Consider the following 24,504-nt stretch of genomic DNA (forward strand, 5'->3'; position numbering starts at 1 on the left):
CATTCCGAACCCGGAAGCTAAGACTCTCAGCGCCGATGGTACTGCGGGGGCGACCCCGTGGGAGAGTAGGACACCGCCGGACTTCTTCGAAGGAAGGGCCACCCATAGCCGGGTGGCCCTTTCTCGTTTAACCCGCGGCTGCTGCGCCGCATCGGGAGGGGGCGGGATGTTCTCGCTGATCTACACCAGCACCGAGACCCAGCCGTTCGACGGTGAGCAGCTCGAGGAGCTCCTCACCGTCAGCCGGCGCCGCAACGGCGCGCACGGCATCTCGGGCATGCTGCTCTACAACGACGGCCGGTTCATGCAGGCGCTGGAGGGCGACGAGCAGACCGTGCGCGATGCATACGCCCTGATCTCCGCGGACGAGCGTCACGACAGTCTCAAGGTGGTCACGCAGGGCGCAGTCGAGGGACGATCGTTTCCGGAATGGACGATGGGCTATCGACGAGTCGGCGACGAGGATCTGCGTGAGGTGGCCGGATACGACGGCTTCCTCGACTCGAGCGGCTTCGGTGACGAATCATGGTCGTCCCCGTCTGCCGCGAAGCTCCTTCTGGACTGGTTCCGCGTTCAGGGCCTGTGATCGAGCGCCGTCAGCGGAGGATCTCGACGAGCAGCACCCAGGCGTTCGTCATCGAGAGCACCAGCACCGCGAGGAAGCCGGCGAGCAGCAGGTAGAGCGCAACCGGCAGTCCCGCGATGAGGAGCGCCCCGGCCACCAGGAACGGCAGGAGCTGAACCTGACCGGTCAGCACCTCCACGATGGCCTCGCTTCGCGGCCGCCGGTTCTGCCGGTCCGCGCGGATGCCCGCGAGTGAGGCGCGCGCCTGGAGATACCAGGCCACGGCGCCGAGGCCCAGCACCTCGAGTCCGAACGCGAGTGCGGTCTGGTCGGCGAGGCCGGCGAGGCTCACGGTCAGGACCAGCACGAGGGCGGCGACCGTGGCGGCGGCGCGCGGCGGCAGCTGCGGGTACTTGAGGATGCGCTCCACGTTGACGGAGATCGCGACGATCACGAGGCCCGCGAGCGCGGCGGCGGCGCCCGCGGCGGCGACGAAGAACTCATGCCACGCCTCGACCTCCCGCATGGGCGCACACGGTACCGGCCCCAGGTCACCGAGCGGGCCGGTTCTCCACCGGGGTGAGCGACCTGTTGGAGGCAACCCACGATCGCAGCGCCCCTCGAGCACTGCAGCCTTCATGTGACCTACAGTCGACGGGCGCCGGCGCGAGTGAAGAGGCAGACTGCCGTCATGGAAGCGGTGCAGCGCGTCGCCATCGTGACCGGGGGAGCCCGTGGGATCGGGGCGGCCGTCGCGCTTCGGCTCGGCGCAGACGGGCGGGCGGTCGCCGTGCTCGACCTCGCGGAGGAGGCCGCCCAGGACACCGCCGGCGCCATCCGCGCCGCGGGCGGGCGCGCCATCGGAGTGGGGGCCGACGTCGTGGATGGCGACGAGGTGCAGCGCGCCGTCGACCGCGTGACCGCCGAGCTCGGCGCGCCGACCATCCTCGTCAACAATGCGGGGATCCTCCGCGACAACCTGCTGTTCAGGATGAGCGACGACGACTGGGACTCCGTCATCGCGGTGCATCTCCGCGGCGCGTTCCTGATGACGAGAGCCGTGCAGGCGCATCAGGTCGAGGCGAGGTGGGGGCGGATCGTGAACCTGTCGTCGACGAGTGCCCTCGGCAACCGCGGGCAGGCGAACTACTCGGCGGCGAAGGCGGGACTGCAGGGCTTCACGAAGACGCTCGCGATCGAGCTCGGCCCGTTCGGCATCACGGCCAACGCGATCGCACCGGGCTTCATCGCCACCGACATGCTGCGCTCGGCGGCCGACCGGATGGGCGTGCCGTTCGAGGAGTACCTGACCAGGGCGGCCGAGGGGATTCCGGTCGGTCGGACGGGTGTGCCGGAGGATGTGGCCGCCGCGGCCGCCTACTTCACCTCGGACGAGGCCTCGTTCGTCACCGGACAGGTCCTCTATGTGGCCGGAGGTCCGGCAGCGTGAACCGCGCGAGACTGGACGGGGCGACGGACGAGACCGCGACCGCCCGACGCTCCGCAGACACTTCTCCCGGAGATTCCGGGCCGCTCGAGGAGGAGCCATGACCGGTGCGGCAACCGCCCCACGTGCCCACGCCGGTGTCGGCGTCGCCGAGCCCGACTACGCACTGACCGAGCCGCTCGACCCCGACATGGCGGGCGTCTTCCGCCGCCTGCCCGCGGAGGCGCTGGAGTACCGCGCCCGCGCCCGCCGCTTCGTGCAGGACGAGGTCCTGCCCACCATCCAGGGGTTCTGGGACCGCGCCGAGTACCCGCTGCACCTCGTCCGACGCCTCGGCGAGCTCGACCTCCTGCGCGACGGCATCGACGTGCCCGGCTTCCCCCGCCAGAGCCTTCTCGCCGCCTGCCTGGTGCAGGCCGAGCTGAGCCGCGGCGACGGGTCCGTCGCCACCATGCTCGGCGTGCAGGGCGCCCTGACGATGCGCTCGATCGCACTGCTCGGCTCGGCGGAGCAGAAGGAGCGCTGGCTGGAGCCGCTCTCGCGCGCCACCGAGTTCGGCGCGTTCGCCCTCACCGAGCCGACCCACGGGTCCGACTCCGTGAGCCTCGAGACCCGCGCCACCACGGTCGACGGCGGCTTCCTCCTGAACGGCGAGAAGAAGTGGATCGGCAACGGCTCCATCGGCGGCGTCACCGTGGTGTGGGCGCGCGGCGACGATGAGGCGGTGCACGCCTACCTCGTGCCGCAGGACACCTCCGGGTACAGCGCCGAGGTGATCCCCGGGAAGCTGGCCCTGCGGGCCATCTGGCAGGCGCACATCCGGCTCCACGACGTGTTCGTCCCCGCCGAGGCGCGGCTTCCGGAGGCGCGCAGCTTCGGAGACACCTCGCGCGTCCTGCGCGCGACGCGGCTCGGGGTGGCCTGGTCGGCGCTCGGCCACGCGACCGCCTGCTACGAGTCGGCGGTGCACTACACCCGCCAGCGCATGCAGTTCGGCCGGCCGCTCGCCGCGTCCCAGGTGGTGCAGGAGCGGCTGACACGGATGCTCAGCGAGCTCACCCGGATTCAGACGCTGCTGATGGCGCTCACCGGACTCGAGGAGGACGGCGGGCTGACCGGCCCCCAGGCATCCCTCGCCAAGTACAGCGCGACCCGCGCCGCGCGGACCATCGCGGCGGAGGCCCGCGACCTGCTCGGCGGCAACGGCATCCTGCTCGCGAACCGGGTCGCGCGGCACTTCGCCGACATCGAAGCCCTGCACACGTACGAGGGCACCGAGACGGTGCAGGCCCTCATCATCGGCCGGGACATCACCGGCATCTCCGCCTTCGCCTGACGACACCGAGGAAGCGAACCATGACCGACGACACCACGCCCGTCCTCCTCGGCGGTGCCCGCACGCCGTTCGCGAAGTTCAACGGCGCCTTCGCGCCGCTCAGCTCGACCGAGCTCGGCGCCCACGCCATCCGGGCCGCACTGGAGCGCACCGGTGTGCAGGCCGACGCCATCGACGCCGTCATCCTCGGCCAGGTGATCCAGGCGGGCGCCGGACAGGGTCCCGCGCGCCAGGCGAGCATCGGCGCCGGCATCGGCTGGGACGTGCCCGCCATCACGATCAACAAGCTGTGCCTGTCCGGCCTCACCTCCGTGATCGACGCCGCGCGTCTCATCCGCACCGGCGAGGCGTCCGTCGTGGTGGCCGGGGGCCAGGAGTCGATGACGAACACCCCGCATCTGCTTCTGGGGTCCAGGGAGCCGTTCGGCATCGGGAATCGGGCGCTCGAGGACTCCCTCAATCACGACGGCCTGCTCGATCCCTTCGACCACCTGCTCATGGGGCGAGCGACCGACGAGGGCAACGAGGGTCGGCGCATCCCGCGCGAGCGCCAGGACGAGTACGCCGCACAGTCCCAGCAACGTGCCGCCGCGGCTCGCGAGCGGGGCGACTTCGACGCGGAGATCACCCCCGTTCCCGTCCCGCAGCGACGAGGGGAGCCTGTGCTCATCCGCCACGACGACGGCATCCGGCCCGACACGACGGTCGAGAGCCTGGCTCGGCTGCGTCCCGCGTTCCGGGAGGGCGGGACGGTGACGGCGGGCAACGCGTCGCAGCTGACCGACGGCGCCGCCGCCGTCGTCGTCGCCAGCAAGGCGTGGGCTCTCGCACACGGGCTCGAGTGGCTGGCCGAGATCGGAGCGGCGGGGCAGGTCGCAGGCCCGGACCGGTCCCTGCACTCCCAGCCGGCGAACGCCATCCGCCGCGCGCTCGACCGGCAGGGTCTCCGCGTCGAGGATCTCACCGCGATCGAGATCAACGAGGCGTTCGCGTCGGTCGTGCTGCAGTCCGCGGACGACCTCGGCGTCAGCCCGGAGCGCATCAACGAGGCGGGCGGAGCCATCGCACTCGGGCACCCGGTCGGGGCGTCCGGAGCCCGGCTCGCGCTCCACCTCGCACACGTCGTCTCCCGCGACGGCGGCCTCGGCGTCGCGGCGCTCTGCGGCGGCGGCGGGCAGGGCGAGGCGCTCATCCTCACGGCGCCCGGCGCCTGAGCCGCTCCCAGGAGGGCGCGCTCGCGAGGGAGAGGGAACGAAGCGAGGCGGCGCCCGTCGGACGCCGCCTCGCTTCCGTCGCTCCTCAGGCGGCGGGGTGCAGCAGGACCTTCGTGTAGCCGTCGATCCGCTTGTCGAACTTGTCGTAGGCGTTCGGAGCCTCGTCGAGCCCCACCTCGTGCGACACGATGAGCGACGGATTCGCCCGCCCGCGGATGATGAGGTCGCGCAGCTCCCGGTTGTACTTCTTCACCGGGCACTGGCCCGACCCGATGCTGATGCCCTTCGTGAACGCCGTGCCGTAGTCGAAGGCGATGCGTCCCTCCTTCGCCAGGTCGTTGGCGGCGTCCGGGTCCTGCGGGTTGTAGACGCCGACGACGCCGATGTGCCCGGTCGCGCGGACCGTCTTCACCAGGTTGTCGAGCACCATCTCGGGATGCTCCTCGCCGACCGCGTCGTGGGCCTGGTAGCCGACCGCCTCCACGCCGCAGTCGGCGCCGAACCCGTCGGTCAGGTCCATCACGGCCTCCTCGACGTCGGTCTTCGAGAAGTCGATGGCGGTGGCGCCGAACTTCTCGGCCAGCGCCAGGCGATCGGCCTCCTTGTCGACGACGAACACCTGCGCGGCCCCCCGGAGCATGGCGCTGTGGGCGGCCATGAGTCCGACCGGGCCGGCGCCGAAGATGACGACCGACTTGCCGGGTGCCACGTGTGCGAGCTCCGTGCCGTGGTAGCCGGTGGGGAAGATGTCGCTCAGCATCGCGAAGTCGGACTCGTGCTCATCGCCTGCGGGCAGCTCCAGCAGGTTGAAGTCGGCCCACGGCACGCGGAGCAGCTCGGCCTGGCCGCCCCAGTACGGACCCATCATCGGATAGCCGTAGCCGGCGCCCGGCATGCCGGACGGGTTCGCCCGCAGGCAGGCGGACGTGTATCCGTCGTTGCAGTTGCGGCAGGTGCCGCAGGCGAGGTTGAACGGCACCGAGACGCGGTCGCCGACCTTGATCCGGTCGACTCCCGGGCCAATCTCCTCGACGATGCCCATGTTCTCGTGACCGATGACCATGCCCGACTCCATGTCGGCGCGCCCCTCGTACGGGTGCAGGTCCGAGCCGCAGATGTTCGCGGTGGTGATGCGGATGACGGCGTCGAGCGGCGCCTCGATCTTCGGGTCGTCGACGTTCTCGACACGGACGTCGTACGGTCCGCGGTAGACGACTGCCTTCATGTGGTGTCCCTTCGGTGCTTCGAGTGGTGGACAGGCCGGTCGCTGCTCCGGAAACGCGGTCGGGGAGCCGATCAGGAGCGGGAGCATGCGTGCCGACGCCCCTCCAGCCGACACCTCCGATGCCGCTCCGGCAAGAGCGGGCGGGGAGGTTGACCATGCGGGCCTCGTCCGATACGCCGCGGATGCGCGGTCGGCTTCTCGGTTCCCGGACGGCGCCGCCGGGAGGTCAGCGGGCCGCGATCAGGTCCTCGCGCACGACGCGGCGCAGCACCTTGCCGATCAGCGAGCGGGGCAGGTCGTCGCGGACCACGATCCGCTTGGGCACCTTGTACGCGGCGAGGTGGCTGCGGCAGAACTCGCGCACTGCGTCGGGCGAGGCGGCGGCGCCTTCCCGGAGGACGATGGCCGCGACGACGTCCTCGCCGCCCGCGGGCCGCGGCAGTCCGACCACGGCCGCGTCCGCGATGTCCGGGTGGGAGACGAGCACACCCTCGACCTCCGACGGCGACACGTTGAAGCCGCCCGTGATGATCAGCTCCTTTCGGCGGTCGACGATCGTCACGAACCCGTCCGGGGCGACGGTGACCAGGTCGCCGCTGCGCAGCCAGCCGCCCTCGAGCAGCGTCTCCGCCGTCTCGAGGGGGCGGTTCCAGTAGCCCTGGAACACCTGGGGGCCGCGGAGCAGCAGCTCGCCCTGCTCGCCGGGCGGCACGTCCACGGTCGGGTCGTCGGGGTCGACCACCCGCATCTCGGTGCTGGGGAAGGGCACGCCGACGGTGCCCGGGCGGCGCGACGGTCCGATCGGGTTGCCGAGGGCGACCGGCGAGGACTCGGTCATGCCGTAGCCCTCCACGAGCAGGCCCCCGGTGGCCTCCTCCCAGCGCGCCACGGTCGCGACCGGCAGGTTCATGGCGCCGGAGATCGCGAAGCGGACGCTCGACAGGTCGGCGCCCCGGCGGCCGGCCGCCCGGACCAGCGCGTCGTAGATGGGCGGGACGGCGGGCAGGAACGTCGGCGGCGACTTCTCAGCCGCCGAGAGGACGAGGTCGACGTCGAACTTCGGGAAGAGCACGAGCCGCGCGCCGATGCTCATCGCGAACGTGAGGCACAGCGTCATGCCGTAGGCATGGAAGAACGGCAGGACGCCGTAGAAGATCTCGCGCCCCGGGGCGAGCCCCGGCACCCAGGCCCGCCCCTGCTCCGCGTTGGCGAGGAGGTTGCGGTGCGTGAGGACGGCGCCCTTCGGCGATCCGGTCGTGCCGCTCGTGTACTGCAGCAGCGCGACATCGTGGGGGGCGGGCTGCGGATGCCGTCGGCTGAGCGGCCGTGCCGTCACCAGCTCCTTCCACGGCCGCACCCGCCGGGACTCCGGGCGGGCGGTGAGGGCCGCGCGGCTCTCCCGCGCCTTCCGCACCGGCAGCTGCAGCGCGAGCCGCGTGCGCAGGGGGAGGGCTCGGGTGACGTCCACCGCGATGATCTGCTCGGGCCGGACGTCGTCGGGGAACGCGGCGACGGTGTCCGCGACCTTGTCCCAGGTGATGGCGACGCGCGCGCCGTGGTCCTCGAACTGATGGCGGAGCTCGCGTGCCGTGTAGAGCGGGTTGTGCTCGACGACGATCGCGCCGAGGCGGAGCGCCGCGTAGAAGGCCACGACGTGCTGCGGGCAGTTGGGCAGCACGAGGGCGACCCGGTCGCCCCGGTGCACCCCGAGCCGGCGGAGCCCTCCCGCGACCCGCTCGATCTGCTCGCCCAGCTCGGCGTAGGTCGTCTCGGCGCCGAAGAACTCGAGCGCGGTGTTCCGCCGGTACCGGCGGACGGCGGAGGCGATCATCTCGGGCAGCGACAGGTCCGGCACGTCGATGTCGGTGGGCACCCCCTCGGCGTAGGAGGCGAGCCACGGGCGTGAGGCGAGCGGGGAGTCGGGGGCGGCGGAGGAGTCGGGCATCGTCCCGATCGTAGGAGCATTCGCCGGGACGAGGCCGAGGGATTGCGGCCGCCCCTTCTCGGGGGCGCCGTCAAGGGTCTGCCCCGGAGGGCGCACCGTTCGTAGCGTTGCCGTCGGAGGCACAGTGATCGACGACGAGACCGACCGAGCAGCCGGACCCGCGAGCCCCGACGACGACCGGGTGCATGCGTTCCTCGCCGAGCACGCCGACCGGCTGGTCGCACAGCTCGCCGAGTGGGTGCGCATCCCCTCAGTGGCCGGATCGGATCGGGACACCGCCCTGGTCCAGTCCGCCAACTGGCTCGCCGGCGCGCTGAGGGACCTCGGGTTCCCCCGCGTGGAGGTCTGGAAGGCGGGGGACTCGCCTGCCGTCTTCGCGGAGTGGATCTCGTCGCCGGCCGCGCCGACCGTGCTCGTCTACAGCCACCACGACGTGCGCGCGGTGAAGGGGCAGAACTGGTCCGAGACTGAGCCGTTCGAGCCGGTCGTGCGCGGCGGGCGGATGTACGGCCGCGGCACGTCGGACGCGAAGGGGCAGATCCTCGCGCACCTCTGGGGGCTGCGCGCACACCTGGCGTCCCGTCCCGCGCCGGCGGTCAACCTCAGATTCCTCGTCGAGGGCGAGGAGGAACTCGGCTCACCCTCGCTCGCGGCTCTCCTCGAGGAGAAGCGGGAGGAGCTGGCGGCCGATGTCGTCGTCTTCTCGGACACGCTGCTCTGGCGAGAGGACCATCCGGCGATCTGCACGAGCGTCCGCGGCATGATCAGCGCGAGCATCGAGGTGCGCGGGCCGCGCAAGGACATCCACAGCGGCGCCGCCTCCGGCTCGGCGCCGAACCCGGCGCTGGAGCTCGCCCGGCTGCTCGGGTCGCTGGTCGACGAGGAGGGACGCATCGCCCTGCCCGGCTTCTACGACGACGTGCCGCCTCCTCTCGAGGAGCGCCGGCGGGAGCTCGCGGCCCTGCCCTTCGATGAGGAGGACTGGCTCACCCGGTCGCACACGCGGAGCGTGGGGGGCGAGCCGGGCTGGACCGTGCTCGAGCGGCTGTGGCTGCGCCCCTCCACCGAGGTGATCTCGATGATCGCGGGCGACCCGATCGGCGCGACGCGGGCCGCCATCCCCGCCGTCGCGTCCGCGGACATCTCGGTGCGGACCGTTCCGGGCCAGCGCGGCGAACGGGTCGCCGAGCAGATTCGGCGCTGGGTGGACGACGGTCTGCCCGACAGGGTCGAGTACACGGTGGCCGTCGCCGAGGAGACCGCGCAACAGCCGTACGAGACCCCTGCCGGGCCGGCCGTCGCCGCCCTCGACCGGGCGATGCGCCGAGGCTTCCGGACACCATGGGTGGGCCGGATGGGCAACGCGGGCGGCGGCCCCGCCGAGCTCCTCGCCCGGACGCTGGATGCGCCCGTCGTGTTCTTCGGCACGGGACTGATCGAGGACGACTGGCACGACAGTGACGAGAGCGTCCGGCTCGCCACGCTGGCGGATGGCGCGGCGACCCTCGCCTTCCTCTGGGAGGAGCTGCGCGCCGCGATTCGCGGCTGAGCCTCGAGCCGCGGGCGTGTGAGCAGGGATCAGCCGGCCGCCAGGGCCGTCCGGATCTCCTCCTCGACGAGGTCGGCGTTGATCATCGCTCCCGCCGTGCTGCCCGCGGCCGCGGCGACCGGGACCGTCGCCCCGGGATTGACCACGTTGCCGGCAGCCCAGAGCCCCGGCACGGTGGTCCGGCCCGTGGCGTCCACCGTCACCCAGCGGCCGTCGCCGAACGCGTCGGCCGTTCCGGCGCCGAGGGCGAGGAGGTGCCCGTCGTTCGGAACAGCGCGCGGGCGCACGAAGACGGCGTCGATCGGAAGGAGGTCGCCGGTCCGCAGGCGGAGACCGGACAGCCTCCCGCCCTCCTCGACGACGGCCCCCACGGGACGCGACTCGACGGCGATCCCGCGAGCGCTCAGCGCGCGGCGCTCGTCGCCGGAGATGCTCGTCCCGTTCGGGAAGTAGGTCACCCGGTCCGACAGCTGACGCACCAGCTGCGCCTGATGGATGCTCATCGGCCCGGACGAGAGGACGGCGATCCGCTGATCCCGCACCTCCCAGCCGTGGCAGTACGGGCAGTGCGCCACCCCGACGCCCCACTGCTCGGCGAGCCCGGGCAACTCGGGCAGCTCATCGCGGAGCCCGGTCGCGACCAGTACCCTGCCGGCCGTGTAGACCTCGCCCGACTCGAGCGTGACGGCGAAGCCTGCGCCGCCGCGTTCGGCCTTCGCCGCGGAGGCCCGGCGGACCACCCCGCCATACCGCTCCACCTCTCCGCGTCCGGTCGCGAGCAGATCGAGCGGGGACCACCCATCCCGCCCGAGCACGCCGTGCATCGCGTCGGCCACGCGATTGCGCGGCGCCCCTTCGTCGATCACGAGCACGCGGCGCCGGGAGCGCGCCAGCATGAGCGCCCCGCTGAGTCCGGCGCTTCCGCCGCCGAGGATGATCGCGTCCCACTTCTCGCTGTCCATGCCTCCACCGTGCGCATAGTGTGTCCTCAGCGCAACACGATTTGCCGAAACAGCAAGGAGAGACGTGGCGGAGGACCTCGAGGCGGTGCTGGACAGGGTCGCGCCCCGACTGCGGGAGCTGCGGCGCCGGACCGGATGGACTCTCGCCGACCTGGCGGGAAAGACCGGCATCTCGACGAGCACGCTGTCCCGGCTGGAGTCGGGGCTGCGCCGGCCGACGCTCGACCTGCTCATCCGGCTCGCCGTCGCCTACGGAGCGAGCCTCGACGATCTGGTGGGTGCACCGCAGATCGCCGACCCGCGCATCCACCCGAAGCCGTTCTACCGGGAGGGGCGCGCCATCATCCCGCTCACCCGCAGCAACCCCGGCATCCAGGCGTTCAAGATCGTGCTGCCCGGCCATCCGCCCGATGCCCCGGTGCCGCGGCGGCGGCACGAGGGGTACGACTGGCTCTACGTGCTGAGCGGACGGGTGCGGCTCGCCCTCGGCGACAGCGAGATCGTGCTCGAGGCGGGAGAGGCGGCCGAGTTCGACACCCGCGAGCCGCACGGGCATGTGAGCGCCTCGATGGAGCCGGCCGAGGTCCTCAACCTGCTGAGCACTCAGGGCGAGCGCGTGCACCTGCGTGACGCGCCGGGCGAAGAGCCTCCTTCCTGAGTCCCTCCGCCGCTGGCGATGACCCCTCCGGTCGCAGTAGAAGTGACGGGCGGAACGGGAGGCGCGGGATGGGAACAGCGGCGGGAACCGCCTGGATCTGCCGGACCTGCGGGAACCAGTACCCGCCGACGCCCACCCCGCCGAAGGAGTGCCGGATCTGCGTGGACGACCGTCAGTACGTCCCCGCCGGCGGCCAGGAGTGGACGAGCCTCCAGCAGCTGGCCGGCGAGCGGCGCCGCACCGAGTGGGCCGAGCTCGAGCCGGGGCTGTTCCAGCTGACGATCCATCCCTCGATCGGCATCGGGCACCGGGGCCTGCTCGTGCGGACGCCGGGCGGCGGGATCCTCTGGGATCCGCCAGGCTACCTCGACGCGAGCGCAGAGGCCTTCGTCCGCGAGCGCGGCGGCCTCGCCGGCCTCGCCCGCAGCCACCCGCACCTCTGCGGCGTGCTCGCCGAATGGAGTGCGCGGTTCCCCGATGCCGATGGGGCGGGCGCCCCGATGTGGCTGCCGCGGCGCGACGCCGCCTGGGTGCTCCGGCCCGGCGACGCCGTCCGGTGGTGGGACGATCGGCAGGAGGTGGCGCCGGGCGTGACGCTGATCCGCTGCGGCGGCCACTTCGCCGGCAGCGCCGTGCTGCACCTCGCCGACGCGGCCGATGGACGCGGCGCGCTCCTCGTCGGCGACACGATGATGGTGCTCGCGGGAAACCGTCGGGTGTCGTTCATGCGCAGCTACCCCATGCTGCTGCCCCTGCCGGAGCGGTACCTCGACGCGCTGCTCGCCGCCCTCGAGGGCGTTCGCTACGACCGCATCTACGGCGCGTGGGCGGGGCTCGTCGTGCCGGAAGGTGCGCGGGAAGTGGTGGCGCGGAGTGCGCAGCTGTATCGGTCCTGGCTGACCGGCGCGGCCCGGGACCCGGACCAGGACTGAGCGCGCGGGCGGTCAGACGAGGCCGGCGACCGAGCTGCGCCGCTCGAGGAGCACCGTGTCCCGCCATCGGCCGGCCATCGGCCCGTAGGTCATCTTCGCGATGCCCTCCCGGGTGCCGACGCGGCGGAAGCCCACGGACTCGTGCAGGATCAGGCTGATCCCGTTCTCGGGGAAGATCGAGGCCTGCAGCGTCCAGATGCCCGCCCGCTCGGTGGACTCGATGAGCGCCGTGAGGAGCAGTCGCCCGATGCCCCGGCCCTGCGCCTGCTCGCCGACGTACACCGCGTGCTCGACCACGCCGGAGTACACCGCGCGGGACGAGACCGGGGCTGCCGCGATCCAGCCGACGACGTGGGCGCTCTCGACGGCGACGAACCGGTGCGCGGGGAGACGGGTGGCGAAGAACTCCTCGGCCGTCGGGGGCGCCGACTCGAACGTCGCGTTCCCCGTCGCGATGCCCTCCTGGTAGATCCGCTCCACGGCGCGCCAGTGCTCGCGCGCGAGCGGCGCGACGACCACCCCGGCTCCGACTCCCACAGCACGAGGCTAGGGGAGTGGCGCGCCCCGCGGGTCGCGAACCGTCGGTCCCGGCCAAACCCCGGCTCAGTCGTGCGCGGGCGTCTCCCGTGCGACGTGCGATTCATCGACGGTGTGCGGCTCGTCGAGTGGCTCGTATCCGCCGGCCGCGAGTCGGAGGAACTCGTTGGCCGTTGAGACCGCGTCGCTCGGCATCGACTGGACCGCGGCGAGGAGCCGGGCCTGGAACGTCCCGAACGCCGTGCCGATCACCGCGGCGCCCTCGTCGGTCAACTCGAGCTGAATGCTCCGCCGATCGTGAGGGTGCGGGGTCCGGCGGATGAGCGCCGCCTGCTCGAGCCGGTCGAGCAGCGGGGTCACCGATCCGGTGGTGAGCCCGAGCTGGTCGGCGAGGGCACGCGGAGTGAGGCCGTCCATCTGGCCGATGCGTCCGAGTGCCCGCAGTTCGGTCACGCTCACGCCGAGGCCGTGTGAGAGGCGACGTCGGTAGCTCTCGACGTTCCGGATGAGGCTCATCACGGTGCCGGCGCTCTCCTGCAGTCGCTCCCGGACGTCCTCCGGCAGCGGGAGTCCGGTGCGCGGATCGACTTCGAGCGGCGCGAACGGCTCACGGTCGGCCATGGTTCCCCCATTCCGAGTCTGCGCTGGCTCGCAGGCACTCTAGCACCGAGCATCTTGACAGCCAAGCATCTTGATTCCTGTCATGTGACGGCGTACGGTTCAACGAGTTGCCGTTCGCGGCGGAGATGAGGAAGACATGGACACCCTGCAGGAGCGCATCGTCGATGCGGCCTACCCCCTCATCACCCACCGCGGGATCCGAGGAGTGTCGCTCGACGACGTGCGACGGGACGCGGCGGTCAGCTCGGCCGAGTTCGATGCCTCTTTCTCATCGATGACGGAGATCGCGGAGGCCTGCCTCGCTCGTCGGGAGCAGGAGTGGACGATCGACATGGTCGAGTCCGGCGCCCGGAAGCGCGGGAAGACCGGGGAGGGGCGGCTGCTCGGCATCTTCGATGTGCTGGACGAGTGGTTCCGGCGCGACGACTACGAGGCGTGCACCTTCATCAACACCCTGCTCGAGCTGGGCCGGGACCACCCGCTCGGCCATGTCAGCACCCGCCACCTCGAGCGCGTCCGGTCGATGGTCGCCCACCTCGCCGAGGAGGCACGGCTCGAGCGGATCGACGACTTCGCCCGCTCGCTGCACATCCTCATGAAAGGCGCGATCGTCAGCGCCGCCGAGGGGGACCAGGACGCCGCACGGCGGGCACGGCAGATGGCGGAGCTGCTGGTCGTCCAGCATCGGAGCGCCGCGCCGGTGATCGTGACGGAAGTCGACCTCGACTGGATCGAGCTGGACGCCGCCGACCTCGGCGGAGAGCGCACCGTCCGCGGGTCCGCATCGTCCGAGGCGGAGGTCCTCGACTGGCTGGACCTCGCCGACCTCGAGCTCAGCTGAGCCGAGGCGGCGTTATCCCGTGACGAGCAGCTTCGACACCGCGTCGAGGGAGCCGGGCACCAGCCGGTAGTACGCCCAGGTTCCGCGGCGGCTGCGGGTCAGGTAGCCCGCGTCCACCAGCACCTTGAGGTGGTGCGACACCGTCGGCTGGCTGAGGCCGACCGGCTCGGTGAGATCGCACACGCACGCCTCGTCCTCGGGTGACGCCGCCACGATCGAGAGCAGGCGGAGCCGCGCGGGGTCCGCGAGCGCCTTCAGCTTCCGCGCCAGCAGGTCGGCCTGCTCGGCCGGCATGGCCTCGCGGGTGATGGGCGCGCAGCGCGCCGTCACATCGGTGAGTGCGAGCAGGGTCGGGGAGGACATGCGGCGATCCTAGCGGCCGCATCGACCATCATCGATCCCCTCCGCGGTCGGCGCGGCCGCCTACGCCAGCAGCCGCCGGAGCATGGCGCGCTCGCCGAGGGTCCACGCCGCGCTCGCCGTGAGATAGAGGGCGGCGGCGAACGGAGCGATCGCGGCGAACGCGACGCTCGCGAACGGCAGGACCCGGGCGAGCGTCGCCATTCCCGGGACCGCCTGCTGTGCCGACGCGTCGAATCCCGTGAAGCGCGCGTTGGCACGGCGGCTCAGCTCGACGACGACCACCAGGACGACGAGCAGCGCGAGGAGCGGCCAGGCCGACGCGGCGCCGCTCAGAACCGGGAGCAGGTTCGCCCCGAGCGGCATGCCCCACAGGGAGTGCCCGAGGAGGGCGTTCGCCTGCCCGGCGAGCACGGGATGCGTGAACAGCGAGTACACCGCCGTCAGCACGGGCGCCTGCGCGATCGTCGGCAGGCAGCCCGCCAGCGGCGACACCTTCTCGTCGGTGTACAGCTTCAGCACGGCGCGGTTCAGCGCCTCGGGGTTGCGGATGCGGCGCCGCAGGTCGGCGATCCGCGGCGCGAGCCGGCGCCGTGCGATCTCGGCCCTCACCTGGGACACGGCGACGGGGAGCAGGGCGAGCCGCACCAGGACGGTGAGCAGCACGATCGCGAGCGCCCACGCCCCGCCGCCCGCGACGGGCGCGGTGAGCTGGGCGAGCAGGGCGACGAGGGACGAGAGGCCGTCGAGCACGACGGCGAACGGTGGGAAGAGGGACAGGTCCACGGCGGACTCCAGGGGTTCGGTGCGGGCGGAGGGAACGACGACCGCCCGGCGCCGGAGCGCCTAGACGGCCGGGATCCCCCGCCCCGGCGCCCGCGAGCGCACGTGTCCTGCCGCATCCGGATTGCGGTGCCAGACGAGGATGCGCGTCTCCGCCGCCTCCACCAGCGCGGCTGCCGAGCAGGCGTGCCGCACGGTCGCCATCCCGAGCACGACGAGCACGACGGCGAGGGCGACGAGCGAGGTCGCGGCGCCGAGCAGGCCCGCGAGGACGACCGCCGACAGCGGACCGCCCGCAGCGAGGGCTCCGTCGAGCAGCGCGACCAGCGGCGCGAGCAGGACGAGAGCGGACCTCACGAGCCGACCCTATCGCCCCGGCTGCGGGGGCGCGGCTCGGCGAGGAGAGCGGCGATGGCCGCCTCCTGGTGCCGGTAGCCCACCCACTCGTAGCCGATCACCACCACGGCCGGCGAGGCGACGACGAGCAGCAGCGTGACCGTGAGCGACGCACCGAGCGCGGCGAGCGCGATGCCCGCGACGAGGGCGAGCACGGAGAGTGCGAAGAGCAGGATGTGGAACCGGTCGAAGGCTCGGAGCAGGACGCTGTAGAGCACGATCACCGTGACCGTCAGCACGAGGACCGGCACCGCGACGGTCAGCGCCGCCCCGACACGGCTCAGAGAACTGTCGCCTTCGATCGCGTACGCGAGCACGTGCAGTCCGGCACCCGTCGCCGCGATCGATGCGAAGACGAGGATGTGGCTGAAGGCCCAGAACAGGACCCGCTCCCGATGCCGCGCGAGGAACTCCGCGGCAGGGGTGATGTAGTACTCCCACCACAGGCCGAAGGCGAGGGCGGTGCCGGTGACGGCGACGACGCCCGCCTCGAACGACCAGCCCTGCTCCTGCACCACAGCGGTCAGGGCGGTGACGGTGCCGAACACCACCTCGCCGAGCGTGATGATCACGAGCAGTCCGAACCGCTCCGCCAAGTGGTGCGGGTGCCACGGAAGCGGGTCGAGCCGCCGCTCGGTGATGACCGGGCCGGCGAGCTCGAACAGGATCAGCGCGAGGGTGCAGGCGACGAGCACCACCGCGTCCTCGATGAACACCGCCAGCAGCACCCAGCCGACCTGGGCGAGCGAGATGGTGATCGCGAAGAAGCGCGCGGTCCGCCGGCGCTGCGGATCGTCGCGAGCGGCTCGGAGCCACAGCGGCACGAGGGCGGCCCGCATGACGACGTAGCCGGCCACGATCAGGCCGTTCTCGAGGGGTGCGCCGGAGTCGAGTGAGGCGAACGCGTCGGGGATCCCGAAGGTCAGGAGCAGCACACCGACCATCTGCACCAGCGTCGCGAGGCGCATCAGCCAGTCGTCGTTGTCGTACGCCGACGCGAACCAGGAGTAGTTGATCCACGCCCAGCCGACCGCGAAGCCGGCGAACGCGAAGCCTGCGAGACCGGAGCCGACGTGCCCCTCCGCCAGCGCGTGGGCGAGCTCGTTGGCGGCCACTCCGTAGGCGACCACGAACGTGAGGTCGAACAGCAGCTCCAGCGGCGTCGCGGTCCGGTGTCGCTCGTCGGGATCGCGTCCGATCATCCGGACGAGATGATGGCTGCGTCCGCGCTCCGCAATCGTCATGCACCACACGGTAGGGGCGAGGAGGGGGGAGCCGGAAGCGCGGCTCGGGAGGGGAACGGGGGCTCGCCTCGCGAGAAGCCGCCCGAGGCCCCAGAATTGACGCAGGATGCGGTCATGACGGGGGAGCCCTACTCGCGGGTGCGCCTCGAGGCCGAGGGGCGGGACACCGAGCAGGCCCTGCACGAGCTCGCGCCCTTCTACGACGGGTCCGGCTGGGAGGCCGCGCGCACGGACGGCGACTACTCGTACCGCTATGCCGCCATCGGCGACACCTCGATGACTCTGCGGACGTCGCGCATCCAGGGACGCTTGCAGGGAGTCGTGCAGCCCGGACGTGACTACGTCGTGCAGTGGATCCTCGCGGGCTCCGCAGTCGTCGACAAGGGGCGGGACAATGTGCCGCTCGAGGTGGGGCAGCCGATGCTCTTCCCGGCGCACCGGCCGTTCCTCTTCGACTTCCGCGACTACGACCAGAAGATCATGCACCTCGAGCGGGGGCAGGTGGACCGCATCGCGGGGGAGCGGAACGCGATCGCGCCGGGTTCCGTGCGCTTCGACCACCTCGAGCAGCCCTCGGATGCGTCGGTGCAGCTCTGGCACGACACCGTGACCCTCGTGTCCCGCACGCTCGCGAGGGGAGAGGTCAGCCCGCTCCTCTGGAGCGAGCTCACCCGCATGACCGCCGTCGCCTTCCTCGAGATGTACTCGCCGCGCTCCGACGAGCTTCCCGCCGCGCTGCTGCACCCTCGGCAGGCCCGGCTGCGCGCCGCCGTCGAGCACATCCACGAGCGGGCCCACCTGCCGGTCACCGTGACGGAGCTCGCTCAGATCGCCGAGCTCGGCGTCCGCGCCCTGCAGGAGGCGTTCCAGCGCGAGCTCGGGATGCCGCCGCTGGCCTACCTCCGGCAGGTGCGGCTCGATCGGGTGCGGCAGGAGCTCGCACAGGCGGATCCCTCGCGCATCAGCGTCGCCGAAGTCGCCGGACGCTGGGGGTTCGCCCACCTGGGCCGCTTCGCCGCCGCCTACTTCCGCCGGTTCGGGGAGTACCCGAAGGAGACGCTACACGGCTGAGGTGGTTCCGCCGCCGCCCGACCGGCTCATCCGCTGAGCGCGGATGCGGTTCCCTGGACCGCGCCTGCTGGACACGCGCCCGGCGCAGGCCGCGGAGCGCGACCTACTGTTCCAGGGATGGCTGCCGCCTCGATCGACGGGAACCTCGGCGGCCAGGACAAAGAGAAGACACCATGGGCAAGCTCATCTACGGCACCGACGCCGGCATCGACATCGAGGATCGCGTGCTCGCGCATCTGCAGGTCGTGATCCTGTCGAAGATGCGGCGCAGCGAATCGTTCGCCTTCTCCTGGGAGTACGGCCGCGAGGCCGGCAGCGGGCGCACCACCATCTGGGTGCACCCGAGCATGAACCTGCGCTTCCGCTACAACGGCAGCCGCGCGCCCGAGCTCAACCGTGCCTGGCTCGAGGAGCTCAGCGTCCTCGCCAACTCGGCGAACGGCCTCCGGCTCATTCCCGAGCCCGAGGTGGCGCCGACCAGCGCCGAGCGGGGCCTGCGCAAGAAGTTCGCGACCGCGATCTGACCACCGCGATCTGATCCGAGCCGCGGGGCTCAGCCTTCGACGTTCGTCTCGGCGTGCGGAGCCCCGACCGGCTTCGATTCCGGCGACCCGCGCTCACGGAGGTAGACGGACAGCACGACCATGCTGCCGACCGCCAGGAACTCGGACTGCCAGTTCTGGAACGTGCGGTTCCAGAAGTCCGCCGACCCCAGATACTCGGCGAGCGTGAGCGGGTCCTGATAGTCGATCAGCTGCTGCTCGTTGTAGGCGGCGTGGCCCGCGATCCACTGCACGGCCCACGATGCGACGAAGATCGCGCCCATGGTCCACAGCAGGGAGTGCGAGTAGAGGCTGCGCCGCCACCCGGTGGCCTTCGCCCAGGAGGGGGAGTCCTTCCGCACGTGCCGGCCGAGCATCTGCTGCTCGTCCGTGCCGCGGCCGACCTCGTCGAGGTCCTTCGACTCGGGCGAGCCGCGGTGCACGAGCCACACCGTCGCCCCGATGAAGAGCAGGAACTGCAGGTACTCGGACTGCCAGTTCTCGGTCACGTCCGCGGCGAAGCTCGCCGAGGTGACGTAGTCGAGGTAGCTGATCGGGAACAGATGGGCCGCGGTCTGCTCGTCGTTGAACGCGTTCCAGCCCGCCAGCGACTGCGCGATCAGGGTGACGGCGAAGATTCCGCCGAAGAAGAGCCCGAGCCCGATGGGGCGGATCCGGTCGAGGAGAGCTCTCATCGGCCGAGGATCCCCAGCACCGCGAAGTAGACGAGCCCGGCGGCGATGACCGTGACGTACACGACGAAGGTCGCCTTCATGTCTCAGCCGCCCTCCACCGTGCAGTCGTAGGGGCCGTCCGGAACAGGGGAGCACCCCGCGGCGCGCACGGCCCAGCTCTCCCCGGTGCGGGCGAGGAACAGGGTGTCCCCGTCCAGCTCGACGATGGCCGCCCGTCCCCAGGCCTGCACGCTCGCCATCTCGCCCCCGGGCGGGATCCCGAGCATCGCGAGGGCGTCCGGGCACGCCTGTCCGCTGCCGCTCTCCACCTGGGTGACGGCCTCCGGGGTGAGGAGGTCGCACGCAGCGCCGTAGTCCCCGCCGCCGAGCGCCGCCTCGAAGTCCGCCGCCGCCGTGGCCGGTGACGCCATCGCTCCCGAGCAGCCGGTGAGCAGTGCCGAGGTCGCGAGCAGCCCGGCCACCGTCGGGGCCAGGGCCCGTCGTCCTCCGCGCACGATGACCATGCCTTCAATGTGAGCGGGGCTCACCCGCGAGCGCAACCCCCTTGCGGGGGCGCGAGCGGGGGCGCGGGGCGCACGGCCGCGCGGGTAGGGTGACCTCCGTGGAGAGCGCGAAGAGGCGGGTCGTCGTCACCGGGGGAAGCGGCAAGCTGGGGCGGGCGGTGGTCCGGCACTTCGCGGAGAACGGCTACGCGGTCACGAACGTGGACAGGGTCCCGCCGCCGGAGCTGCCGGACGGCGCGCGCTATCTGCAGGCCGACCTCACCGACTACGGCCAGGCGGTCCAGGTGCTCACCCACGTCGACGAGCACTACGGCACGCTGCCGGTGGGATCGGGCGACGGCGTCGACGCCGTGGTGCACCTCGCGGCGATCCCCGCGCCCGGCATGATGCCGGACTCCGCGATCTTCCGGAACAACACCGCGATCACGTACAACGTGTTCTCGGCCGCTCGCCTGGCAGGCATCCGCCGGGTGGTCTTCGCCTCGAGCGAGACGGTGCTCGGGCTGTCCTTCGACACCACGCCGCCGCCCTACTTCCCCGTCGACGAGGAGTACGCCGTCCGGCCCCAGTCGTCCTACTCGCTCGGCAAGGCCGCCGATGAGGAGCTCGCCCGCCACTTCGCCCGGTGGTGCCCCGACTCGGCGTTTCTCGGCCTGCGCTTCTCGAACGTGATGCATCCCGAGCACTACGCGGACTTCCCGGCCTTTGACGCCGACGCCCGGTCGCGCTCGTGGAACGCCTGGGGCTACATCGACGCCCGCGACGGCGGCCTCGCCTGCCGCCTCGCGATCGAGAGCGACCTGGTCGGCGCCGAGAACTTCATCATCGCGAACGCGGACACCGTCATGTCGCGGCCGTCCGCGGAGCTGATCGCCGAGGTGTTCCCCGGCATCCCCGTGAATCGGGAGCTGAGCGGCACGGAGACGGTGCTGTCGATCGACAAGGCGCGCCGCCTCCTCGGCTACGAGCCCCAGCACTCCTGGCGCGACGCCTGACGGTGGGAGCTCCGACGAAGAGGGGGAGGCGATGACCGAGCCGGAGTGGTGGAAGACGGCGGTCGTCTACCAGGTCTACCCGCGCAGCTTCGCGGACTCCGACGGGGACGGCATCGGCGACCTCCGCGGCGTGCGGCAGAAGCTCGACCACCTCGTCGACCTCGGCATCGATGTGGTGTGGCTCTCGCCGATCTACGCGTCCCCGCACGACGACAACGGCTACGACATCTCCGACTACCAGGCGATCGATCCGCTGTTCGGGACCCTCGAGGACTTCGACGAGCTGGTCGCGGAGCTGCACCGGCGCGGGCTGAAGCTGATGATGGACCTCGTCGTCAACCACACCTCCGACGAGCATCCGTGGTTCGTCGAGTCCGCGTCGAGCCGCGACAGCGCCAAGCGCGACTGGTACTGGTGGCGCGACCCGAAGCCCGATGGAGCGGCGCCGAACAACTGGGGCTCGTTCTTCTCGGGCCCGGTCTGGGAGCTCGACGAGCGTACGGGCCAGTACTACCTGCACCTGTTCTCGAAGAAGCAGCCCGACCTCAACTGGGAGAACCCGGAAGTCCGGGCCGCGGTCTACGAGATGATGCGCTGGTGGCTCGACCGGGGCGTCGACGGCTTCCGGATGGACGTCATCAACTTCATCTCCAAGGACCCGGCGCTGCCCGACGGTGTGCAGGATCCGGTGTCCGGGCTGGGTGACGGCTTCCCGCACTTCGGCTCAGGGCCGCGCATCCACGAGTTCCTGCAGGAGATGCACCGCGAGGTGTTCGAGAATCGGGACGCGGCCCTCGTGACGGTGGGCGAGATGCCCGGCGTCACCACCGAGCAGGCGCGCCTGTACACCGACCCTGCCCGCCGCGAGGTCGACATGGTGTTCCAGTTCGAGCACGTCGGCCTCGACCACGGCCCGGGCGGCAAGTTCACGCGGCGGGCCCTCGACCTCGCCGAGCTGAAGCACTCCTTCGCGCGCTGGCAGGAGGCGCTCGCCGACGTCGGCTGGAACAGCCTCTACTGGAACAACCACGACCAGCCGCGGGTCGTCAGCCGGTTCGGCAACGACCGGGAGCACTGGTACGAGTCGGCGACCGCCCTCGCCACCCTGCTCCACCTGATGCGCGGGACGCCGTACGTCTACCAGGGCGAGGAGCTCGGGATGACGAACGCGCCGTTCAGCGCCGTCGACGACCTGCGGGACATCGAGAGCCTCAACTACTACAACGCGACGGTCGCGGTCGACGAGGAGACGCCGATCGACGTGCTCGCGCGCGTCGCCGTCGGCAGCCGCGACAACGCTCGCACGCCCGTGCAGTGGGACGACAGCCCGGGCGCCGGCTTCACGGATGGCCGACCGTGGATCGCGGTGAACCCGAACGCCTCGTGGCTCAACGCCCGCGCTCAGGAGGGCGACGACCGCTCGGTGCTCGCCTGGTACCGGCGCCTCATCGCCCTTCGGCACGAAGAGCCGTTGCTTCGGGACGGCCGCTTCGAGCTGCTGCTGCCGTCCGACCCGCGGCTCTGGGTCTACACCCGCACGGCCGAGCGGCGTCAGCTGCTCGTCGCGGGCAACTGCTCCGACGGCCCCGTCACCGTGCCCGAGGACCTGCTGGGGGAGTGGGCGGACGCGGCGGTCGTGCTCGCCAACGCACCCGGCCGCGAGCGCCTCACGGCTTCCCTCGGGCCCTGGGAGGTCGCGGTCCTGGAGCGGAGTGTGCCCGTCACGTAGGTCGCCTGAGGAGCCGCCGGCGGCGCTCCTCCAGGGCGTCGGCTCAGCAGGAGCGGAACCTCTTCAGCAGGCGCTCGAGAGCCTTGAGTGCCTGCTGAAGGAGTGGAGTGCCTGCTCAAGGGGGCGAGAGTACGTCGCTGGTCTCGAGACGCGGCTGCGCCGCTCCTCATCCAGCCGAGGCGTGCAGGGCGATCGTGCGGGCCGCCTGAGCCACGCGGAGGGCGCGCGCGTCCGCCTTCGCCGGGGTCGGGACGCGCTCGGGGAGGTAGCCGAAGGCGAGCCCGGTGATCGGGTCGGCGAAGCCGATGCCGCCGCCCGCGCCGTCGTGGCCGAACGCGCGCGCCGTGCCGAAGTCGTGGTCGTCGGCGGGCTTCTGGAAGAGGAGCGAGTAGCGCCGATGACCGCCGAGCACCAGGTCCTCGCCCGCACTGCGCAGCTGCGCGATCCGCGCCACCGTGCCGGACGACAGCAGCGGGGAGCGCCCGTCGGAGCCGATGGCGAGGGCGTACGCGTCCGCGATGCCGCGCGCGCTGCCGACGCCGGACACGGACGCGACGCCGGCCTCGAGCAGCCGCGGGGAGTTTAGCCACGGATCGCCGTCGCCCAGCCAGTCGAAGGGAGCGACGGCGAGGCGGGTGACGTCGCCGGTCGGGTCGGCCGAGCCGACGGCCGCCCCCGGCATGACCTTGCGCAGTCGCGGCCGCTCACGATCCGGTAGGCGCAGCCAGAAGTCCACGCCGTGCCGGTCGGCGACCTCCGCCGCCCAGAACTCGGCCGTCGCGGCTCCCGTGATGCGGCGGACCAGCTCGTCGGCCAGGGTGCCGATGGTGAAGGCGTGGTAGCCGTGGGCGGCGCCGGGCGGCCAGGCCGGCCGCTGAGCGGCGAGATCCGCGGCGCCCGCCGGGCCGGTCGCGTCCGCCCAGGAGAGCCCGGGGGAGAAGCCGGGCAGGCCGGCGCGGTGCGAGAGCAGCTCGGCGACGGTCATCGCCTCCTTGCCCCCTCGCCCGAACTCAGGCCAGTAGTCGGCGACCGGCCGCTCCTCGTCGAGCGCTCCGCGCTCGATCAGCAGCCCGAGAGCGATCCCCGTGATCCCCTTCGACACCGACGCGACGGGCTGGATGCGGTCGGGCTCGTCGTCGCCGAAGGTGTGGGCATCGAGGAGGGTCCCGGCCGGGCCGTGCAGGACGAGCCGGAAGCGCCACGAGGGATCCTCGGCGAGGAACCGGTCGAGAATGCGGAGCAGGTCCTCGTAGCCGGAATCGAGCGTCGCGACGGTGACGGGCGTCACGCGAGCTGGCGCTCGCGGCGCAGCTGCGCCGGCTGCATCCCGGTGGCCCGGCGGAAGCTCGTCGAGAAGTACTGGCTCGACTGGAACCCGCAGAGCTGCGCGACGTCCGAGACGAGCAGGTCCGTCGTCGTCAGCAGGTGCTTCGCCTGCTCGACGCGCAGCAGCGACAGGTACTCGAGCGGCGTGAGATTCACCATCTTCTTGCAGTAGTGCACGAAGCGGGTCCGTCCGAGGCCGCACTCCTCGGCCATGCGGTCCACCGACCACTGCTCCTGCGTGCGCTCGCGCAGCCGCTGCAGGAACAGGGACACGGTCCGCTCCGTCGACGACAGATACGGGTCGAGGATCGGCTCCTGCTGCTCGAGGAGGTCGCCCAGCTCGATGAAGATCTCCGCGATGCTCGTCGCGATGCGAGCCATCGGCTGGCTGACCTGACCGCGCAGGGTGCGCTCCAGGGTGTCGACCGCCGCGAGCAGCGTCTTGCTCGCCCGCCATACCGGACGCTCGTTGAGGCTCAGCAGCTCGGTCAGCCGCGCGAGGTCGGGCGCGGGGATCGGCAGCCAGGACGGCCACACCCACTCCTGGTTCGGGCGGCGCACGTCCACGTCGACGATGAACCAGGTGAGCGTCGACGACGAGACGTTCGGCCGGCCCACCCGGTGCAGCTGCCAGGGCCGGGTGACGGTGATGTGGCCGGCGGTGAGATCGAACTCCTCGTTCTCGCAGGAGAACGGAATCGAACCCGCCGAGACGCACGTGAACTCGATGCCCTCGTTGCGGTGCCAGTCGAGGCCCCAGTCCTGGTCGCTCGTGATCTCCCAGCCGCCGACGCTCTTCAGCTGCGGCAGGATCTCGGGCGGAATCGGCTCGCCCGGGTAGGTGCCGCGCCCGTACGCCCAGAGCCCGATGTCCCCGGAATCGCCCGCATCCCGCAGGGGAGCGCAGGTGTCAGCGACGAATGTGCCGCCCGGGCCGATGAAGCGCGGAGCCTCCGCAACGCCGACTGCCGCCGGGCCCTGCCCCTCGCCCATCGCTCTGTCGACCAGCACCCGCGCCTCCTCATCGA

Annotated in this window: 26 protein-coding genes and 1 rRNA gene; 13 read left to right on the plus strand and 14 right to left on the minus strand. The window is 71.9% G+C overall.

The features are described from left to right. Positions 1-82 (plus strand): 5S ribosomal RNA (rrf, locus tag J3P36_RS14205); the annotation flags it as partial. Between the two features lie 84 nt (positions 83-166). After that, entirely contained in the window at positions 167-586 is a 420-nt protein-coding gene (locus J3P36_RS16920; protein WP_210509055.1) for a BLUF domain-containing protein, read from the plus strand. A 10-nt stretch (positions 587-596) separates the two neighbouring features. Here J3P36_RS16920 and J3P36_RS14215 read toward each other — a convergent pair whose 3' ends face one another. After that, complete coding sequence (locus J3P36_RS14215) at positions 597-1,091, minus strand: hypothetical protein (protein ID WP_210508905.1); 495 nt, start codon at positions 1,089-1,091, stop codon at positions 597-599. A gap of 165 nt (positions 1,092-1,256) precedes the next feature. On the opposite strand from J3P36_RS14215, the gene fabG reads away from it, so the two are divergent. The 3 genes from fabG to J3P36_RS14230 all read left to right on the plus strand — a co-directional run bounded on the left by fabG (position 1,257) and on the right by J3P36_RS14230 (position 4,562). Further along, complete coding sequence (fabG, locus tag J3P36_RS14220) at positions 1,257-2,015, plus strand: 3-oxoacyl-ACP reductase FabG (RefSeq protein WP_210508906.1); 759 nt, start codon at positions 1,257-1,259, stop codon at positions 2,013-2,015. A gap of 97 nt (positions 2,016-2,112) precedes the next feature. Beyond that, a complete protein-coding gene (locus J3P36_RS14225) occupies positions 2,113-3,348 on the plus strand; it encodes an acyl-CoA dehydrogenase family protein (protein WP_210508907.1) in 1,236 nt (411 codons plus the stop codon). 20 nt (positions 3,349-3,368) lie between these two features. Beyond that, positions 3,369-4,562 carry an acetyl-CoA C-acyltransferase gene (locus J3P36_RS14230; protein WP_210508908.1) on the plus strand — a complete coding sequence of 398 codons (1,194 nt, stop codon included), beginning with the start codon at positions 3,369-3,371 and terminating at the stop codon, positions 4,560-4,562. 85 nt (positions 4,563-4,647) lie between these two features. Here the strand turns inward: J3P36_RS14230 and J3P36_RS14235 are convergent, their stop codons facing one another. Then, positions 4,648-5,787 (minus strand): glutathione-independent formaldehyde dehydrogenase, encoded by a 1,140-nt coding sequence (locus tag J3P36_RS14235; RefSeq protein WP_210508909.1) that lies wholly within the window; start codon positions 5,785-5,787, stop codon positions 4,648-4,650. A 226-nt stretch (positions 5,788-6,013) separates the two neighbouring features. After that, positions 6,014-7,732 (minus strand): long-chain-fatty-acid--CoA ligase, encoded by a 1,719-nt coding sequence (locus J3P36_RS14240; RefSeq protein ID WP_210508910.1) that lies wholly within the window; start codon positions 7,730-7,732, stop codon positions 6,014-6,016. 124 nt (positions 7,733-7,856) lie between these two features. On the opposite strand from J3P36_RS14240, the gene J3P36_RS14245 reads away from it, so the two are divergent. Then, the gene (locus tag J3P36_RS14245; protein WP_307807113.1) at positions 7,857-9,281 is read left to right on the plus strand and encodes a M20/M25/M40 family metallo-hydrolase; all 1,425 of its coding nucleotides are present in this window, start codon (positions 7,857-7,859) and stop codon (positions 9,279-9,281) included. A gap of 29 nt (positions 9,282-9,310) precedes the next feature. Here the strand turns inward: J3P36_RS14245 and J3P36_RS14250 are convergent, their stop codons facing one another. Beyond that, on the minus strand, positions 9,311-10,243 hold the full coding sequence (locus tag J3P36_RS14250) for an NAD(P)/FAD-dependent oxidoreductase (RefSeq protein WP_210508911.1): 933 nt from the start codon (positions 10,241-10,243) through the stop codon (positions 9,311-9,313). 64 nt (positions 10,244-10,307) lie between these two features. Here J3P36_RS14250 and J3P36_RS14255 point away from each other — a divergent pair, with 64 nt between their 5' ends. Together J3P36_RS14255 and J3P36_RS14260 are read left to right on the plus strand one after the other, a co-directional pair. Beyond that, a complete protein-coding gene (locus tag J3P36_RS14255; RefSeq protein ID WP_210508912.1) occupies positions 10,308-10,901 on the plus strand; it encodes a helix-turn-helix domain-containing protein in 594 nt (197 codons plus the stop codon). A 161-nt stretch (positions 10,902-11,062) separates the two neighbouring features. Next, positions 11,063-11,833 (plus strand): hydrolase, encoded by a 771-nt coding sequence (locus tag J3P36_RS14260; RefSeq protein WP_210508913.1) that lies wholly within the window; start codon positions 11,063-11,065, stop codon positions 11,831-11,833. A gap of 12 nt (positions 11,834-11,845) precedes the next feature. On the opposite strand, the gene J3P36_RS14265 is transcribed toward J3P36_RS14260, so the two are convergent. Further along, entirely contained in the window at positions 11,846-12,370 is a 525-nt protein-coding gene (locus J3P36_RS14265) for an N-acetyltransferase family protein (protein ID WP_307807114.1), read from the minus strand. Positions 12,371-12,436: 66 nt separating this feature from the next. Next, entirely contained in the window at positions 12,437-12,991 is a 555-nt protein-coding gene (locus tag J3P36_RS14270) for a MarR family winged helix-turn-helix transcriptional regulator (protein ID WP_210508914.1), read from the minus strand. 136 nt (positions 12,992-13,127) lie between these two features. Between J3P36_RS14270 and J3P36_RS14275 the strand changes: the two genes are divergently transcribed. Continuing rightward, positions 13,128-13,832, plus strand: coding sequence for a TetR/AcrR family transcriptional regulator (locus J3P36_RS14275; RefSeq protein ID WP_210508915.1), 705 nt, complete (start codon positions 13,128-13,130; stop codon positions 13,830-13,832). 12 nt (positions 13,833-13,844) lie between these two features. Here J3P36_RS14275 and J3P36_RS14280 read toward each other — a convergent pair whose 3' ends face one another. Genes J3P36_RS14280 through J3P36_RS14295 form a run of 4 tightly spaced genes read right to left on the minus strand, consistent with a single transcriptional unit; the run spans position 13,845 to position 16,615 of the window. After that, the gene (locus J3P36_RS14280; RefSeq protein ID WP_210508916.1) at positions 13,845-14,195 is read right to left on the minus strand and encodes a metalloregulator ArsR/SmtB family transcription factor; all 351 of its coding nucleotides are present in this window, start codon (positions 14,193-14,195) and stop codon (positions 13,845-13,847) included. Between the two features lie 60 nt (positions 14,196-14,255). Further along, a complete protein-coding gene (locus J3P36_RS14285) occupies positions 14,256-14,978 on the minus strand; it encodes a membrane protein insertase YidC (protein ID WP_210508917.1) in 723 nt (240 codons plus the stop codon). Positions 14,979-15,038: 60 nt separating this feature from the next. Then, complete coding sequence (locus J3P36_RS16845; protein ID WP_210508918.1) at positions 15,039-15,332, minus strand: DUF6412 domain-containing protein; 294 nt, start codon at positions 15,330-15,332, stop codon at positions 15,039-15,041. Then, positions 15,329-16,615, minus strand: coding sequence for a low temperature requirement protein A (locus tag J3P36_RS14295; RefSeq protein ID WP_246854822.1), 1,287 nt, complete (start codon positions 16,613-16,615; stop codon positions 15,329-15,331). The genes J3P36_RS16845 and J3P36_RS14295 overlap by 4 nt, the downstream gene beginning before the upstream one ends. A 114-nt stretch (positions 16,616-16,729) precedes the next feature. Here J3P36_RS14295 and J3P36_RS14300 point away from each other — a divergent pair, with 114 nt between their 5' ends. Both J3P36_RS14300 and J3P36_RS14305 read left to right on the plus strand, forming a co-directional pair. Next, a complete protein-coding gene (locus tag J3P36_RS14300; RefSeq protein WP_210508919.1) occupies positions 16,730-17,686 on the plus strand; it encodes an AraC family transcriptional regulator in 957 nt (318 codons plus the stop codon). Positions 17,687-17,859: 173 nt separating this feature from the next. Then, positions 17,860-18,210, plus strand: a complete 351-nt coding sequence (locus J3P36_RS14305) for an ATP-dependent DNA ligase (RefSeq protein WP_210508920.1) — start codon at positions 17,860-17,862, stop codon at positions 18,208-18,210. A gap of 29 nt (positions 18,211-18,239) precedes the next feature. On the opposite strand, the gene J3P36_RS14310 is transcribed toward J3P36_RS14305, so the two are convergent. After that, the gene (locus J3P36_RS14310) at positions 18,240-18,923 is read right to left on the minus strand and encodes a DUF6766 family protein (RefSeq protein ID WP_210508921.1); all 684 of its coding nucleotides are present in this window, start codon (positions 18,921-18,923) and stop codon (positions 18,240-18,242) included. 83 nt (positions 18,924-19,006) lie between these two features. After that, positions 19,007-19,426 carry a hypothetical protein gene (locus tag J3P36_RS14315; protein ID WP_210508922.1) on the minus strand — a complete coding sequence of 140 codons (420 nt, stop codon included), beginning with the start codon at positions 19,424-19,426 and terminating at the stop codon, positions 19,007-19,009. Between the two features lie 89 nt (positions 19,427-19,515). On the opposite strand from J3P36_RS14315, the gene J3P36_RS14320 reads away from it, so the two are divergent. Together J3P36_RS14320 and J3P36_RS14325 are read left to right on the plus strand one after the other, a co-directional pair. Continuing rightward, the gene (locus J3P36_RS14320; protein WP_374100728.1) at positions 19,516-20,421 is read left to right on the plus strand and encodes an NAD-dependent epimerase/dehydratase family protein; all 906 of its coding nucleotides are present in this window, start codon (positions 19,516-19,518) and stop codon (positions 20,419-20,421) included. 31 nt (positions 20,422-20,452) lie between these two features. Continuing rightward, on the plus strand, positions 20,453-22,150 hold the full coding sequence (locus tag J3P36_RS14325) for an alpha-glucosidase (RefSeq protein WP_210508924.1): 1,698 nt from the start codon (positions 20,453-20,455) through the stop codon (positions 22,148-22,150). Positions 22,151-22,316: 166 nt separating this feature from the next. Here J3P36_RS14325 and J3P36_RS14330 read toward each other — a convergent pair whose 3' ends face one another. Together J3P36_RS14330 and J3P36_RS14335 are read right to left on the minus strand one after the other, a co-directional pair. Next, a complete protein-coding gene (locus tag J3P36_RS14330) occupies positions 22,317-23,438 on the minus strand; it encodes a serine hydrolase domain-containing protein (RefSeq protein WP_210508925.1) in 1,122 nt (373 codons plus the stop codon). Further along, positions 23,435-24,487, minus strand: coding sequence for an AraC family transcriptional regulator (locus J3P36_RS14335; RefSeq protein WP_210508926.1), 1,053 nt, complete (start codon positions 24,485-24,487; stop codon positions 23,435-23,437). The genes J3P36_RS14330 and J3P36_RS14335 overlap by 4 nt, the downstream gene beginning before the upstream one ends. Positions 24,488-24,504: the final 17 nt, after the last annotated feature.

It is taken from the genome of Naasia sp. SYSU D00057 (assembly GCF_017916505.1).
Lineage (GTDB): Bacteria > Actinomycetota > Actinomycetes > Actinomycetales > Microbacteriaceae > Naasia.